Annotated in this window: 14 protein-coding genes and 2 pseudogenes; 11 read left to right on the top strand and 5 right to left on the bottom strand. The window is 71.8% G+C overall.

Annotation, left to right across the window (positions count from 1 at the left end; all coding sequences use genetic code 11):
• Positions 1 to 25: 25 nt before the first annotated feature.
• Positions 26 to 369: pseudogene (locus tag IE153_RS03720) on the top strand (hypothetical protein); the annotation flags it as partial.
• A 78-nt stretch (positions 370 to 447) separates the two neighbouring features.
• Here the strand turns inward: IE153_RS03720 and IE153_RS03715 are convergent.
• A complete protein-coding gene (locus IE153_RS03715) occupies positions 448 to 1071 on the bottom strand; it encodes an HD domain-containing protein (RefSeq protein WP_189588309.1) in 624 nt (207 codons plus the stop codon).
• A 171-nt stretch (positions 1072 to 1242) separates the two neighbouring features.
• Here IE153_RS03715 and IE153_RS03710 point away from each other — a divergent pair, with 171 nt between their 5' ends.
• Together IE153_RS03710 and IE153_RS03705 are read left to right on the top strand one after the other, a co-directional pair.
• Positions 1243 to 1785, top strand: a complete 543-nt coding sequence (locus tag IE153_RS03710; protein WP_189588308.1) for a hypothetical protein — start codon at positions 1243 to 1245, stop codon at positions 1783 to 1785.
• A gap of 76 nt (positions 1786 to 1861) precedes the next feature.
• The gene (locus tag IE153_RS03705) at positions 1862 to 2728 is read left to right on the top strand and encodes an alpha/beta fold hydrolase (RefSeq protein WP_189588307.1); all 867 of its coding nucleotides are present in this window, start codon (positions 1862 to 1864) and stop codon (positions 2726 to 2728) included.
• On the opposite strand, the gene IE153_RS03700 is transcribed toward IE153_RS03705, so the two are convergent.
• On the bottom strand, positions 2698 to 3657 hold the full coding sequence (locus IE153_RS03700) for an ATP-binding protein (protein WP_189588306.1): 960 nt from the start codon (positions 3655 to 3657) through the stop codon (positions 2698 to 2700). The genes IE153_RS03705 and IE153_RS03700 overlap by 31 nt on opposite strands.
• A gap of 151 nt (positions 3658 to 3808) precedes the next feature.
• Between IE153_RS03700 and IE153_RS03695 the strand changes: the two genes are divergently transcribed.
• Positions 3809 to 5335 carry an ABC transporter substrate-binding protein gene (locus IE153_RS03695; RefSeq protein ID WP_189588305.1) on the top strand — a complete coding sequence of 509 codons (1527 nt, stop codon included), beginning with the start codon at positions 3809 to 3811 and terminating at the stop codon, positions 5333 to 5335.
• Between the two features lie 9 nt (positions 5336 to 5344).
• On the opposite strand, the gene IE153_RS03690 is transcribed toward IE153_RS03695, so the two are convergent.
• Positions 5345 to 5746, bottom strand: a complete 402-nt coding sequence (locus tag IE153_RS03690; protein WP_189588304.1) for a Rid family hydrolase — start codon at positions 5744 to 5746, stop codon at positions 5345 to 5347.
• A gap of 127 nt (positions 5747 to 5873) precedes the next feature.
• Here IE153_RS03690 and IE153_RS03685 point away from each other — a divergent pair, with 127 nt between their 5' ends.
• Positions 5874 to 6254, top strand: coding sequence for a winged helix-turn-helix transcriptional regulator (locus tag IE153_RS03685; protein ID WP_097221919.1), 381 nt, complete (start codon positions 5874 to 5876; stop codon positions 6252 to 6254).
• 20 nt (positions 6255 to 6274) lie between these two features.
• Here the strand turns inward: IE153_RS03685 and IE153_RS03680 are convergent, their stop codons facing one another.
• The gene (locus IE153_RS03680) at positions 6275 to 7036 is read right to left on the bottom strand and encodes a CDP-alcohol phosphatidyltransferase family protein (RefSeq protein ID WP_189588303.1); all 762 of its coding nucleotides are present in this window, start codon (positions 7034 to 7036) and stop codon (positions 6275 to 6277) included.
• Positions 7037 to 7144: 108 nt separating this feature from the next.
• Between IE153_RS03680 and IE153_RS03675 the strand changes: the two genes are divergently transcribed.
• The 5 genes and pseudogenes from IE153_RS03675 to IE153_RS41430 all read left to right on the top strand — a co-directional run.
• Positions 7145 to 8125: a zinc-dependent alcohol dehydrogenase gene (locus IE153_RS03675; protein WP_189588302.1), complete on the top strand. Its 981-nt coding sequence runs from the start codon at positions 7145 to 7147 to the stop codon at positions 8123 to 8125.
• 170 nt (positions 8126 to 8295) lie between these two features.
• Positions 8296 to 8694: a 6-pyruvoyl trahydropterin synthase family protein gene (locus IE153_RS03670; protein ID WP_030843501.1), complete on the top strand. Its 399-nt coding sequence runs from the start codon at positions 8296 to 8298 to the stop codon at positions 8692 to 8694.
• Positions 8691 to 9896: a glycosyltransferase family 4 protein gene (locus IE153_RS03665; protein WP_189588301.1), complete on the top strand. Its 1206-nt coding sequence runs from the start codon at positions 8691 to 8693 to the stop codon at positions 9894 to 9896. Before IE153_RS03670 ends, IE153_RS03665 begins: the two co-directional genes overlap by 4 nt.
• Positions 9893 to 11065, top strand: coding sequence for a class I SAM-dependent methyltransferase (locus tag IE153_RS03660; protein ID WP_229828690.1), 1173 nt, complete (start codon positions 9893 to 9895; stop codon positions 11063 to 11065). Before IE153_RS03665 ends, IE153_RS03660 begins: the two co-directional genes overlap by 4 nt.
• Positions 11062 to 12138: pseudogene (locus IE153_RS41430) on the top strand (lysylphosphatidylglycerol synthase transmembrane domain-containing protein); the annotation flags it as partial. The gene IE153_RS03660 and the pseudogene IE153_RS41430, both read left to right, overlap by 4 nt.
• Before the next feature lie 152 nt (positions 12139 to 12290).
• Here IE153_RS41430 and IE153_RS03655 read toward each other — a convergent pair.
• Complete coding sequence (locus IE153_RS03655; protein ID WP_189588300.1) at positions 12291 to 13019, bottom strand: creatininase family protein; 729 nt, start codon at positions 13017 to 13019, stop codon at positions 12291 to 12293.
• Between the two features lie 41 nt (positions 13020 to 13060).
• On the opposite strand from IE153_RS03655, the gene ribA reads away from it, so the two are divergent.
• Positions 13061 to 13720 carry a GTP cyclohydrolase II gene (ribA, locus tag IE153_RS03650; protein ID WP_184907658.1) on the top strand — a complete coding sequence of 220 codons (660 nt, stop codon included), beginning with the start codon at positions 13061 to 13063 and terminating at the stop codon, positions 13718 to 13720.
• The last annotated feature ends 27 nt before the right edge of the window (positions 13721 to 13747 follow it).

Here is a 13747-nt window from a genome sequence, read left to right as displayed (position 1 = left end):
CCGACAGCAGGGAGCGTTTCCTCCGATGACCGCACAGTCCGCACGCCCTGAGCGCAGCGGTCCCGAGACCGCCTCGGTCATGGATGTCCCGCCGTTCAAGCCTCCACTCGTGAAAGCGGTGTTCAGGGACGTGACCCCGATGCACGTCTCCCGGTCGGCCGCGCGGGCCGGCGCGTCGGTGACGCGGACAGTGCTGACGGAGATCATCGACGGCGCGAGGAGAGCGGCGGCGGAGGAGTCCCGGAAAGGCTGGTTCCCGGGGACCTTCTCTCGGCGATCGACCGGAACGTCGAGCTTGAGGTCGGGAGTCAGTGGTACAACCACAGCCCGACGTTTCAGGGCCCGACCGGTAATGAGGCACGGGGCGTTCGTCGTGTTCGGTGCCTTCACCGAGCCGCCGTGAGAGCACAGGAACGGGTCGCCACGGCCTTCCGGCCATGCGGCCTGCTAGCCCCGAACCGCGGCAGCCGTCGCGTCTTCCTCCGTCCCGAAGCCCGGCACGGGCCCGGTGAGGTCCGGCTCGCCGAACTCCGCGCGCAGTGCCTGGAAAGCGATCACCTTGTCCTCGCCGAACCGGCGGACATGGGCGGCGTACTCGTCGGGGGAGAGGAACGTTGACGGCCGGGACTTGGTGTGGAACTTGTCCGCGTACATCACCAGCCTCTCCTCCTGCGTCACCGCCAGATAGTCGGCGGGAGGGAGAGGCAGTCCCTGGCGCACGATGTCGTGCCGCGTGAGTCCCACTCCGGTGTGGTGGGAGCAGAAGCGGCGGAGGGTCTCGGGGAAGCCCTCCGCTTCGAGGATCTCGTGGCCGAGCAGTCCGTGCCGGATGTAGTTCCCGTGGTCAAGCCGCCCGTCGTCCCCGTAGAGGCGGTAGACCCCGATGTCGTGAAGGAGGCAGCCGGCGCGGACCAGTTCGGCGTCGAGATGAGCCAGGTGGGGCGCGGAGAGGAGCTGCTCGGCGATCCCCCAGACGATCTCGCAGTGCGTGTGGACGAGCGTGAACGCCTCGGCGGTGGGCGCGTGCTTCTCGTGCAGAGCCTGGATCTCTGCGGGGCTCGGAATCCTCACCGGGGGAGCGTAACAACGCCCCATCCCGCCGAAGTCGGCCAGTTCCCACGCCACCGGATTTCACGCGATCGGGTGGGGCTCAGGAGAATGGGCACGGGTCGGCTTCGCGGGCCGTTCGAGCTGGTGACGGGGGATTCTCGTCCATCGACATCACGGCACCGGGAGCACACCATGGGCCTGCACTTCCACCGCAACCCCGACGGCACGACGACCGGGCGCAACGAGGCCAACGGCTTCACCGTGACGCATGCCGAAGAAGAAGAGGTGAAGCGGCAGTTGTACGAGGACGCCGGGTGGGAGTACACGCCTCCACCGCCTCCGGTTCCGTCCGGGTTCCATCGGTTCTCTCTGGTGCACGACGAGTTCCGGGCCTCCGGGTTCGGGGACGAGAGGTATGCAGGGCTGCGGGCGCGTCCGCCGGAAGGCTGTGTGCCGGTCGACTGGGGTGACTTCGCCCTGGAGTGCGAGCGGCCGGGGAAGACACTGATGGATGCGGTCGCCGGTACCGTCGCGGAAATCCGGCGGGAGCACGGGCTGGTGATGAACAGTCTGGGTGTCGAGAAACCCCAGGAGTGGTTCGACGCGGACAACAAGGACGGCTACGCGGCGAAGATCGTCGCGCACCTGGTGCTGATGGCTGCTGATCGCGCCCGACTGCTCGGGTACGGGCGCAAGGACGTGGTCCGGCTACTCGATGCCACAGGGATCGAGTAGCCGGGGCCACCGTCACCGGACTCCGGCGGTGGAAATCCCGTTGTACAAAACGCCACCTCCTGACAAGGTCGCGCCCATGCCCACCTTCTCCGCTCCCGACGGCACGGTCCTCACCTACCACGTGACCGGAGAAGGCCCGCCCTTGCTCTGTCTCCCGGGCGGTCCCATGCAGGACTCCGTCTACCTGGGGGACCTGGGCGGCCTCACGGCCCACCGCACCCTGATCCGCCTGGACCTCCGGGGCACGGGCCAGTCCACGGTGCCGCGGGACCCGGGGTCGTACCGCTGTGACCGGCAGGTCGGCGACGTCGAGGCGCTGCGTGCGGAGCTGGGCCTGGAGCGGGTCGATCTGCTCGGGCACTCCGCCGGGGCGAATCTGGCCGTGCTGTACGCGGCCCGGCATCCGGAACGGGTAGGGCAGCTCGCGCTCGTCACGCCCAGCGTCTTCGCCGTCGGCCTCGACATCACCGCCGAGGACCGGCTGGAGACGGCCCGTCTACGCCGGGACGAACCGTGGTTCGTCCCGGCGTACGCGTCGTTGGAGGCCGTCACCTCCGGCCGCGCGGCGCCCGCCGACTGGGATGCCGTCGCCCCGTTCTGGTTCGGCCGGTGGGACGACGAGGCGCGGGAGTTCCGTGTGACGGAGCAGCGGCAGCGCAACGACGAGGCCGCGGCCCTGTATGCCGCGGAGGGCGCCTTCGAGCCCGAGGGCACGCGTGCCGACCTCGCCGCGTTCACTGCGCCGGTCCTCGTTCTCGCCGGGGAGTACGACGTGGCTGCGCCAGTGCGCGTGATGAAGGAGTACGCCGACCTGTTTCCGCACGTCGATCTCGTCGTGCAGAGCGGAGCGGGGCACTTTCCGTGGCGGGACGGGCCGGAGGCGTTCGTGACGACGTTGGCGGCCTTCCAGGATCAGCTGTTGGCCGGCCCGCCCGGCACATAGTCCGGGTCCACCTGCGCCGCCAGGTCCTCGCCCGTGCGCGCGTCGGCCCAGGCCCGGACGTTGCGCAGATGGAACTCGACCGCGTGGCGGTGGAGGCGGTCCCAGTCGCGCGGGTGGGAATCAACCGCCTCGCGCAGGACCGTAAGGGCGTGGCGGTTGTGCGGCTCCAGGGAGTTCAGGGCATCCGGTCCAGCACCCGTGCGGCCCTGCTCGGCCGCACGGACCCAGGGGGAGTGCACCAGGTGGGTCAGGAGGTCGTCGCCCACCTGTTCCTTGAGGAAGAGCAGATCGTCCTCGCAGGTCACCTTGTTGCCTACGACCGCGATGCGGATTCCGAACTGTTCCGCGTGGTCGCGGTACTGGCGGTAGACCGAGACTCCCTTGCGGGTGGGTTCGGCCACCAGGAACGTGATGTCGAAGCGGGTGAACAGGCCCGAGGCGAAGGCGTCGGCGCCCGCTGTCATGTCGACCACGACGTACTCGCCGGGGCCGTCCAGCAGGTGGCTCAGATACAGCTCCACCGCACCCAGCTTGGAGTGGTAGCAGGCCACGCCCAGGTCCGACTCGTCGAACTCGCCCGTCACCATGAGGGGGACGCCGCCCGCCCGGCCGACGTGCCGCGCGTGCAGGTCGTCGTCGCCGAGCGGACGCAGGAGCCGTGAACCGCGGCCGGGCGGGGTCGTCTTGATCATCGCGTCGGGGGAGGTGATGCGGGGGTTGTCGCCCCGCAGGAATTTCTTGATCTCGGACACGTGGGTGCCCAGGGGAGGGGCGGGCACCTCCTCGCCGCCGAGCGCCTCGGCCAGGTGCTGGTTGATGTCGCCGTCGATGGCGAGGACCGGGGCGCCGGAGCGCGCCAGGTGACGGGAGAAGAGTGCGGACAGGGTGGTCTTGCCGCTGCCGCCCTTGCCGACGAACGCGATCCTCACGACCGCCCCACCTTTTTGAAAATGGATGTCATGTACTTAGGTTTAGGGAGTGCGCCATGTCGGTGTCAAATCGCTTACTCCGTATGGGATTTGGTGGCCCTTTCGGGTGGATCACCCGGTTGAACGGCGTGTTCCACTTGATGCCTATGCTGTGCAAGTGCGTCTTCAGAGCATCAAGAGCCGCCTCCGGTTCCTCACCGCCCTTGCCCTCGTGCCGTGTCTGACCGGCTGCTTCGCCTCTCCCGGCGGGGAGTCGCCGGCGGGCGGCGGGCCGTCGGGGCCGCGGCTGCGGGTCGCCCTCGCCTTCCCGCCCGCCGAGAACTTCTCGCCGTACGGAGCCGACGCCACGCTGCTCAGCCGGCTCGGCGTCACCGAGGGGCTGACCGCCCTGGACGCCAACGGCGCCGCGGCCCCCGCGCTGGCCCGGTCCTGGCGCCGGGAGGACGACCGCACCTGGCGGTTCACCCTGCGCGAGGCCACCTTCCAGGACGGCACGGACGTCACCCCCGCCGCCGTGGCCGCCGCGCTCACCCACGCCACGAAGGCCCGGCCCGCTCCCACCGCCCTCGCCGGAGTCACCCTCCGCGCCGAGCCCGACGGCGACAGCGGCGTCCGCGTCACCACCGCCGCGCCCGACCCCGTCCTGCCCATGCGCCTGGCCGGTCCGAGCCTGGCGATCCTCTCCCCGAAGGCGTACGGCAAGAAGGGCGGGCGCCCGGGCGCCCCCACACCCCTCGGCACCGCCACCGGGCCCTTCGAGATCACCAAGGTCAACGGCGGCGGTTCCGCCACGCTCGACCGCCATGACGACTACTGGGGCGGCCTTGCCCACGCCTCCGGCATCGACGCGCGCTTCGTCAAGGACGGCACCGCACGCGCCAACGCCGTCCGCACCGGCGACGTCGACATCGCCGAGGCGATCCCCGCCGCCCAGGCCACCACACTCGACAAGCCCACCCTCAAGGAAGCCGGCACCACCCGCACCACCAGCCTGCAGCTCAACACGCGGACCGGGCCCTTCAAGGACCCGGCGCTGCGCGCCGCCGCCCGCACGGCGATCGACTCCTCCGCCCTCGTCAAGGGCGTCTTCGAGGGCTACGCCGACCCGGGCGCCGGCATCTTCGGACCCGCCGTCACCTGGGCCGAGAGCAAGCGTGTGAAGCCGGCCGGGCGCGCGAAGGCCGCCCGGCCCGACAGTGCGTCGATCACCCTCGCGACCTACGACAACCGGCCCGAACTCCCCGAGGTCGCCCAGGTCGTGCAACAGCAGCTCCAGAAGGCGGGCTTCACGGTGAAGCTGGAGGTGCGCGAGTACTCACGACTGGAGAGCGACGCGCTCGCCGGGAAGTTCGACGCGTTCATCGGCGCCCGCAACAGCCTCCTGGACACCGGCGACCCCGTCGGTGTCCTCGGCAGCGACTACACCTGCGACGGCGGCTACAACCTGGCCCGACTGTGCGACGAGAAGGTCGACCGGGCCGTCGCGGAGGCCGTCAGGACCGACGGCACCGGTGAGCGGCAGGACGCCGCCATGGCCGCCGAGGCCGCGATCCTCGGCACGGACGCGGTCGTGCCGCTGGCCCACCAGCAGATCGTCGCCGGCGTCTCCGCCAAGGTCCGGGGCGTTGTGCTCGACCCCTACGAGCGGGCCCTGGTGGGCACCGGGACGCGTCGCTGACGGGCCGGTTCAGGCGGGCAGCCTCATGTCGATCACGCAGCTGATCTCGACGAGCTGCCCGGGGAAGGTCAGTTCGGTGACACCGAGGGCCGTGCTGACCGGACGGTGGGTGCCGAAGTACGCCCGGTTGCCCTGGGCGACCACCTCGGCGTTCCGCACGAGGTCCACCGCGTACAGCGTCTGGGAGACGATCTGGTTGCGGGTGGCGCCGTAGTGGGCCAGGACCCTGTCGAGGTTGACGTAGGTCCGGTCGAGCTGGGCGGCGACGTCGTCCTCGGGGTCGAAGGCGCCCGCCTCGTCGAACGAGAGCTGCCCCGAGACGTGGACCAGGTCACCGGACCTGATCGCCTGGGCGTAGCCGAAGTGGCCCTCGGCCGGTATGCCGTGGTCGTAGACGTCGAGCGTGGTCATGGTGCGTGTTCCTTCCGTCGGGCACGGACCGCGGGCAACGGCCCGTGCTCTCTTGCGGTTACTCGGAAACCGTAGGAGAGTGAACGCCGACCTGGAAGAACGCACTTTTCGGTGACTGGGGAACCAGATGGTGACCAAGCAGTTGAGAGACCTGCCCGAGAACGCGGACCTGCGGCGGGCGGACTCCCTGGCCCGGGAGATCTTCTCCGACGTGGCCAACAAGTGGGCTCTGTTGATCATCGAGGCGCTCGGGGAACGCACCCTGCGCTTCAGCGAGTTGCGCGACGAGGTCGAGGGCGTCAGCCACAAGATGCTCACGCAGAACCTGCGGATGCTGGAGCGCAACGGCCTGGTCGACCGGAAGGTGCACCCCACCGTGCCGCCCAAGGTCGAGTACACGCTCACCGAACCGGGCCGCGCCCTGCGTGCCACGGTCGACGCGATCTGCGGCTGGACCCACCAGTACCTCCCGCACATCGAGGCGGCCCGAGGGCGCTTCGGCACCTGATCGGCGAGGGCGGCCGGGCGTCAGCTCGCGACCAGTTCCCGCACCTGACGGGGAGCAACCTGCTCCTCGGCCCGCGAGGTCCGGTACAGCCACAGCACGTCACGCCCGAACGACCAGACCAGCAGGCCCAGCGCCAGGGCGGCGACCCCGAAGTTGGCCGCGTACGGCAGCAGATCGGCGCCCGCCAGGAGCAGCAGCACGCCCTGGAGGGCGGCGACGGTCTTGCGGGCGGTGCTCGGCGGGAGCGCGGCGGTCAGCCAGGGCCACACCTTGGCCGCGGCGACGAAGACGTAGCGCATGCCGCCGATCAGCAGCACCCACGGGCCCAGTTGCATCGACACGTACACGCTCAGCACCAGGATCAGGAACGCGTCGACCTCCATGTCGAAGCGTGCCCCCAGCGGGGTCGAGGTGCCGGTGCGGCGGGCGACCTTGCCGTCGACGCCGTCGAGGATCAGCGCCACCGCCGTCAGGCCGACGAACAGCGACACCGGCGGTGAGCTCTGGAAGGAGTCGGCGACCAGGGCCGTGACCCCGCCGACGAGGGTGGCCCGGCCCAGGGTGACCCGGTTGGCCGCGCCGAACGAGCGCAGCCGGGAGCGGTGCAGGGCCCGGGAGAGCACCGCCCAGGTGGCGATCGCGAACGCGAGGCCGCTCAGCCAGCCCGCCGGCCCCATCCCGATCGCCGTGCCGATCAGGGCCAGCAGCAGGACCTGCACACCCGCCCCCAGGGCGGTCTCCTGCTGTACGAGCCTCGCGTCGTAAGTGTTGTTCAGGGCCACCGAACACCCTCCGGCCGTGTGACAGAGTCGATCAAGGCCGCTACGTTGTGCGCGGCCTGTGCACCCCTCGGTACGCAAGCCGCTTCCCGATCGTTCAGGAGGACTTCGATGAAGCACACCGGACGCGCGTTCTGGATCGACTCGCCTGGGCGAGGCGGCATCCGGGACGTCGCCCTGCCGGCGCCCGGCGAGGGCGAGGTGCTGGTCCGCACGCTGTTCTCCGGTGTGAGCCGCGGCACCGAGACGCTCGTCTTCCGCGGCGGGGTGCCCGTCAGCCAGCACACGGCGATGCGCGCCCCGTTCCAGGAGGGCGAATTTCCCGGCCCGGTGAAGTACGGCTACCTCAACGTCGGCGTGGTGGAGGAGGGCCCTGCGGCGCTCAAGGGCCGCACCGTGTTCTGCCTCTACCCGCACCAGACGCGCTACGTCGTCCCCGCCACCGCGGTCACCCCCGTCCCGGACACCGTGCCCGCCGAACGGGCCGTGCTCGCCGGGACCGTGGAGACCGCCGTCAACGCCCTGTGGGACGCCGCGCCCCTGGTCGGCGATCGGATCGCCGTGGTCGGCGGCGGCATGGTCGGCTGCTCGGTGGCCGCCCTCCTTGCCCGGTTCCCCGGCGTCCGCGTGCAGTTGGTCGACGCCGACCCGTCCCGCGCGAAGATCGCCGAGGCGCTCGGCGTCGGATTCGCCACACCCGAGGACGCCGCCGGGGACCGCGACCTCGTCGTGCACGCCAGCGCCACCGAACGGGGCCTCGCCAGGTCCCTGGAACTCCTCACCGCCGAGGGGACCGTCCTCGAACTCAGCTGGTACGGCGACCGGCGGGTCAGCCTCCCGCTCGGCGAGGCCTTCCACTCCCGGCGGCTCGTCATCCGCAGCAGCCAGGTCGGCACCGTCTCCCCGGCCCGCCCGAACCGCACCTACGCCGACCGGCTCGCCGTCGCCCTGGACCTGCTCGCCGACCCCGCGCTCGACGCTCTCATCACCGGCGAATCCCCCTTCGAGGAGCTGCCGGACGTGCTGCCCAGGCTCGTCTCCGGCGAGGTCCCCGCGCTGTGTCACCGCATCCGTTACGACGAGAGCGATTGACGCATCGACCGACGATTCGTTCCATCCGGTACGAGTTGGCCACGACAAGAGCGCCTGACCTGAGAAAAGACGTACGACAGGCTGAACAGGGGAAGGCAACGGGCCGTACTACTCGGCATCCCCGGCACCGAGAGCGGGGAACAGACGCGCCGCACCTGGAGGGTCGTCCGTTGTTCAGCATCACCGTCCGCGATCACATCATGATCGCCCACAGCTTCCGTGGCGACGTCTTCGGACCGGCCCAGCGCCTGCACGGGGCCACGTTCCTCGTGGACGCCACGTTCCGGCGCGAGCAGCTGGACGAGGACAACATCGTCGTCGACATCGGGCTGGCCACCCAGGAGCTCGGCGCGGTCGTCAGCGAGCTGAACTACCGCAATCTCGACAACGAGCCCGACTTCGCGGGGGTCAACACCTCCACGGAGTTCCTCGCCAAGGTCATCGCCGACCGGCTCGCCGAGCGCATCCACAAGGGAGCGCTGGGCGAGGGCGCCAAGGGCATCGCGGGCCTCACCGTCACGCTGCACGAGTCGCACATCGCCTGGGCGAGTTACGAGCGTGCGTTGTGACCGACACGACGATCGAACGGCCCGGGCAGCCCGGACCGGCGCCGGCGCGGCTGAACTATGTTCCCGTGCAGCACGCTTCCCTGAAGAACGCCGAGATCATCCCCATGTCCCTGCGCACCGTGCACTTCGTGCTGCCGGGCGGCGTCGACGACCCGACGGCGCCGAGCGGCGGCAACGCCTACGACCGGCGCGTGTGCCTGGACCTGCCCGGCTTCGGCTGGCAGGTGACCAAGCACGCCGTGGCCGGCGACTGGCCCCGGCCGGGAGCCGACGCCCGAACGGAACTGGCGGGCGCCCTGGCCGCGTTGCCCGACGGGGCCGTCGTGCTCCTCGACGGGCTGGTGGCCTGCGGCGTGCCGGAGATCGTGGTGCCCGAGGCGGAGCGGCTGCGCATGGCCGTCCTCGTCCATCTCCCGCTCGGCGACGAGACGGGGCTCGACGCGGAGGTGGCCGCCGAGCTGGACGCCAAGGAGCGGGCGGTGCTGCGGGCGGTGCCGGCGGTGATCGCCACCAGCGACTGGGCGGTCCGCCGCCTGGTCTCCCACCACGGCCTTCCCCCCGAGCGCGTCCATGTCGCCGCCCCCGGCGCCGACATCGCGCCGCTCGCGCCCGGCACCGACGGGGTGTCACGCCTGCTGTGCGTGGCCGCCGTGACCCCGCGCAAGGGCCAGCACCGGCTGGTGGAGGCGCTGGCCGCGGTGCGCGAGCTGCCGTGGAGCTGCGTGTGCGTCGGGAGCCTGACCCAGGAACCGGAGTACGTCGCCCATCTCCGGTCCCTCATCGAGAAGCACGGCCTGCAGGACCGGCTTGAGCTGGCCGGGCCGAAGTCCGGCCCCGCGCTGGACGCCGCCTACGCGACCGCCGACCTGATGGTCCTCACCTCCTATGCCGAGACGTACGGCATGGCGGTGACCGAGGCCCTGGCCCGGGGCATCCCGGTGATGGCCACGGACGTCGGAGGGCTGCCGGAGGCGGTCGGCCGCGCGCCCGACGGCGGCGTGCCCGGCATCCTCGTCCCGCCGGAGAACCCCGCCGCCATCGCCGCCGAACTGCGCGGCTGGTTCGGCGAGGCGGACGTACGACGCCGCCTGAAGTCCGCCGCCCGCAGCCGCCGCGCCGCCCTCGACGGCTGGGCGACGACCGCACAGAGCCTGGCCGCGGTCCTGCGCCGGCTCCCGACCGAACCCCGGAGGGCCGCATGACGAACCCGGCGACGACGACCCAGCAGGGCGGGGCGATACCGGCGCAGCCCGGACCGAGGGAGGTCACGGGCGTGACGGACAGCGCGGTGCCGGGCACGAAGCCCGGCTCGGGGCAGGCCATCGCAGCGGGCGTTCAAGGTGTGGTTTCCGGCGGGCAGTCCGGGCGCATCGGCGGCGAGTCCGCAGCCCGGTCGACCGAGCACGCCGCGGTCCCCGGTCTCGGCTCCAGCGTGGCGTTCGGCCCGGGGCACGTCCCCGGCGCCGTCATCCCCGGCGCCGGCCCGAGCGGCAAGCCCGGCTCGCGGCCGACCGTCAAACTGCGTGAGGCCGACCCGGACGATCCGCCCCGGTACGCGCCCGAGTGGCTGGAGCTGCGGGAACCGGCCGACGCCGCCGGGCGGGCGCACGACCTGCTCGACCCGCTGCGGATCCGGCTCGCCAACATGCCGGGCAAGTCGGGCGTCGTCATCCACGACCTGGGCTGCGGCACCGGCTCGATGGGCCGCTGGCTCGCGCCCCGGCTGGACGGCGCCCAGCACTGGATCCTGCACGACCGCGACCCCTACCTGCTGCACTTCGCCGCCGTCTCCTCACCGCGCTCGGCCGCCGACGGCAGCCGGGTCACCGTGGAGACGCGCCGCGGCGACGTCGCCCGACTCACCCCGGACGCCCTGCAAGGCGCGTCCCTGGTGACCGCGTCCGCCCTGCTGGACGTCCTCACCCGGGAGGAGATCGACACCCTCGCCGCCGCGTGCACCGGCGCCGGCTGCCCCGCCCTGCTGACGCTGTCCGTCGCAGGGCGGGTCGAACTGACCCCGTCCCACCCGCTGGACGCCGAGCTGACCCAGGCGTTCAACGACCACCAGCGCCGCGACGGCCTGCTCGGCCCCGACGCGGTCACGGCGGCGGCGGAGGCGTTCTCCGAGCACGGTGCGACCGTACGGCTGCACCCGAGCCCCTGGCGGCTGGGCCCCGAGCAGGCCGCGCTGACCGAGCAGTGGCTGCGCGGCTGGGTCGGCGCCGCCGTCGAGGAGCGCCCCGAGCTGCGCGCCGAGGCAGACGTCTACCTGACCAACCGGCTGGCCGCCCTCGCCGCGGGCGAGCTGCGCGTCACCGTCCACCACGTCGACCTCCTGGCCCTGTCCCGGCCGGGGGGCGGAGCGTCATGAGCCCCCAGGCGACGGGAACGCGCCCGCGCACCACGCCCACGGACAACCCCCGGGTGCCCGCGAACGCGGGCGGTGTCCGGGTGCCCGCGGCATCCGGTGCGGCGGTCACGGGCCGGGCGGACGCGGTCGTGCCGCGCCCGGCCGCCGGCGACAGGAGCGAGCCCGCCGCCCTGGGCCGAAAGGCCGAAGCCCCGGTCGGCACCACCCCGGTGGGCACCCGTGCGCCCGGCCCCCTCCGTACGGCCCTGGCCCGCCTCGGCTCTCCCAAGGTCCGTACGCACCTCGGCACCGTCGCCGGAATCGCCATCCTGGGCGTGCTGTTCTGGCGGCTCGGCACCGGTGTCTTCCTGGACGGGCTGCGGCGGATCGACGGGATGTCGCTGCTGCTCGCGCTCGGCATCGGCCTCGTCACCACCGTGTGCAGCGCGTGGCGGTGGGCGATCGTGGCCCGGGGACTCAGGATCCGGCTGCCGTTCGGGCCGGCCGTCGCGGACTACTACCGCGCCCTGTTCCTGAACGCGGCCCTGCCCGGCGGCGTCCTCGGCGATGTGCACCGGGCCGTGCGGCACGGGCAGAGTGAGGGGGACGTGCGGCGGGGCGTGAAGGCCGTCGTCCTCGAACGGGCCGCCGGGCAGATCGCGTTGCTCGCCGTCGGGGCCGTCGTCCTGCTGACCATGCCGTCCCCGGTGCTGACCGAGGCCCGGCACATCGCCCCGCTCGCGGCCCTGGCCGTCCTCGGGGCACTCGCCGTCGTCCTGGCCCTGCGCATGAACCGCACGGCACCCTCCCGGCGTGGCCGCAGGCTGCGCGCAGCCCTCGCCGAAACCCGCCACGGGCTGTTGTCACGGGAGAACGGGCCCGGAGTGGTTGTCTCCTCCGTGGTGGTGCTGGCAGGTTACGTCGCGATGTTCGTACTCGCCGCCCGTGTCGCCGGGACCGCCGCCTCCGTGGCCGTCCTGCTGCCGCTCGCCGTTCTCGCCCTGCTGGCGATGGGCCTGCCGCTCAACGTCGGCGGCTGGGGGCCCCGGGAGGGCGTCACCGCCTGGGCGTTCGGCGCCGCCGGCCTGGGCGCCGGCCGGGGGCTGGCCGTCGCGGTCGTCTACGGGGTGCTCAGCCTCGTGGCCAGCCTGCCCGGCCTGATCGTGCTCGTCGCCCGCTGGTACGCGGGCGTGCGGGCCGGGGCCACCGCTCAAGCCCCGGCACCCGCCCCTGCGCCGCAGGGTGACTACGCGTCGGAGGTCAGCATCGAGAAATACGCCCCGAAGGAATCCGCGAGGCTCGCCAGGAGTTCCTTCCCTTTTTCCGCCGAACCCAGCGAAGGACGGCCGATGACACCGGAATCGGTATAGCCGGACATGCCGAGGGTGAGCAGATGACGCCGGTCGTCAGCGACGAAATCGGAAGTCTCATAACCGGGTCGGAGCATTTCGGGATGAGCGTGCAGAAGGATGGAGGTCTCGATTTCCCCCGCGTGCATGTCGGTGAGCAGCGAGGTGAACACACCCGCCCGCTCGCGCGCCGCCTCCCAGTCCTCCGCGGCCGGGAAGAGCGCCATCCGCTCGCCGCGGGCGGAGGATTCCTGAACCACGTTGCCCAGTACGTAGTTGCCGCCGTGCCCGTTGACCACCACCAGGGTGTCGACCCCGGACCGGCGGAGCGAAGCCGCAATGTCCCGTACCACCGCATGAAGGGTCACCGAGGAGATGCTGACGGTCCCCGGCCAGGCCGCGTGCTCGTGCGAGCACGAGATCGTCACCGGAGGAAGGAGGTGCACCGGGTACGCGCCGGCTATCTCCCGCGCGACGGCACAGGCGACGAGCGTGTCGGTCGCCAGCGGGAGGTACGCACCGTGCTGCTCGAAGCTCCCCACGGGAAGCACCGCGACCTGCCGTGAGACACCGGCGCCCCGCGTCCGTACGTCTTCCGTGGTGTCCGCCGGCACCAGATCACTCATAACGTCACGGCCTTTCGTCTCTGCTTAGGAACTCGAGAATCATGACAGAAAAAGTTGGCGTACTCGGCAAGAAGTCGACGCAGCGGACCGGCGTGGAACGCGTCGTGAATGCCCCCCTGCCCACCGTGTACGGGAAATTCCAGGCGGTCGGTTACCTGGACCACGACCGCGGTGACGAACAGGTGGCGCTGGTCTACGGGGAGATCGGCACGGACGACGTCCTCATCCGGCTGCACTCGGAGTGCCTGACCGGCGACGCCTTCGGCTCCCAGCACTGCGAGTGCGGCGACCAGCTCGACGCCGCCCTGCGCGCGGTCGTCGCCGAAGGAGCCGGTGTCGTGGTCTACCTCAGAGGGCATGAAGGCCGCGGCATCGGCCTGCTCGCCAAGCTCCGCGCGATGGCCCTGCAGGCGGAGGGCCTGGACACCGTCGAGGCCAACCTCGCCCTCGGCCTGCCGGTCGACGCCCGCGACTACGGCGTCGCCGCCCGGATCCTGGACGACCTGGGCGTGCGGTCCGTGCGGCTGATGTCCAACAACCCGCGCAAGCGCGAGGCGCTGGTGGACCACGGCATCACCGTCGCCGAGACGGTGCCGCTGCTGATCCCGCCGTGCGAGAACAACATCACCTATCTGCGCACCAAGCGGGAGCGGCTGGACCACCACCTGCCCCACCTGGACGCCGTGGTCAGCTCCTCCTGACCCCTCGGCCGGTTCCGGTTCCCGACG

This window comes from Streptomyces massasporeus (assembly GCF_014648995.1).
GTDB lineage: Bacteria > Actinomycetota > Actinomycetes > Streptomycetales > Streptomycetaceae > Streptomyces > Streptomyces massasporeus.
The sequence above is the reverse complement of the archived record's forward strand: the minus strand, read 5'-3'. Positions and strand labels throughout refer to the sequence as shown.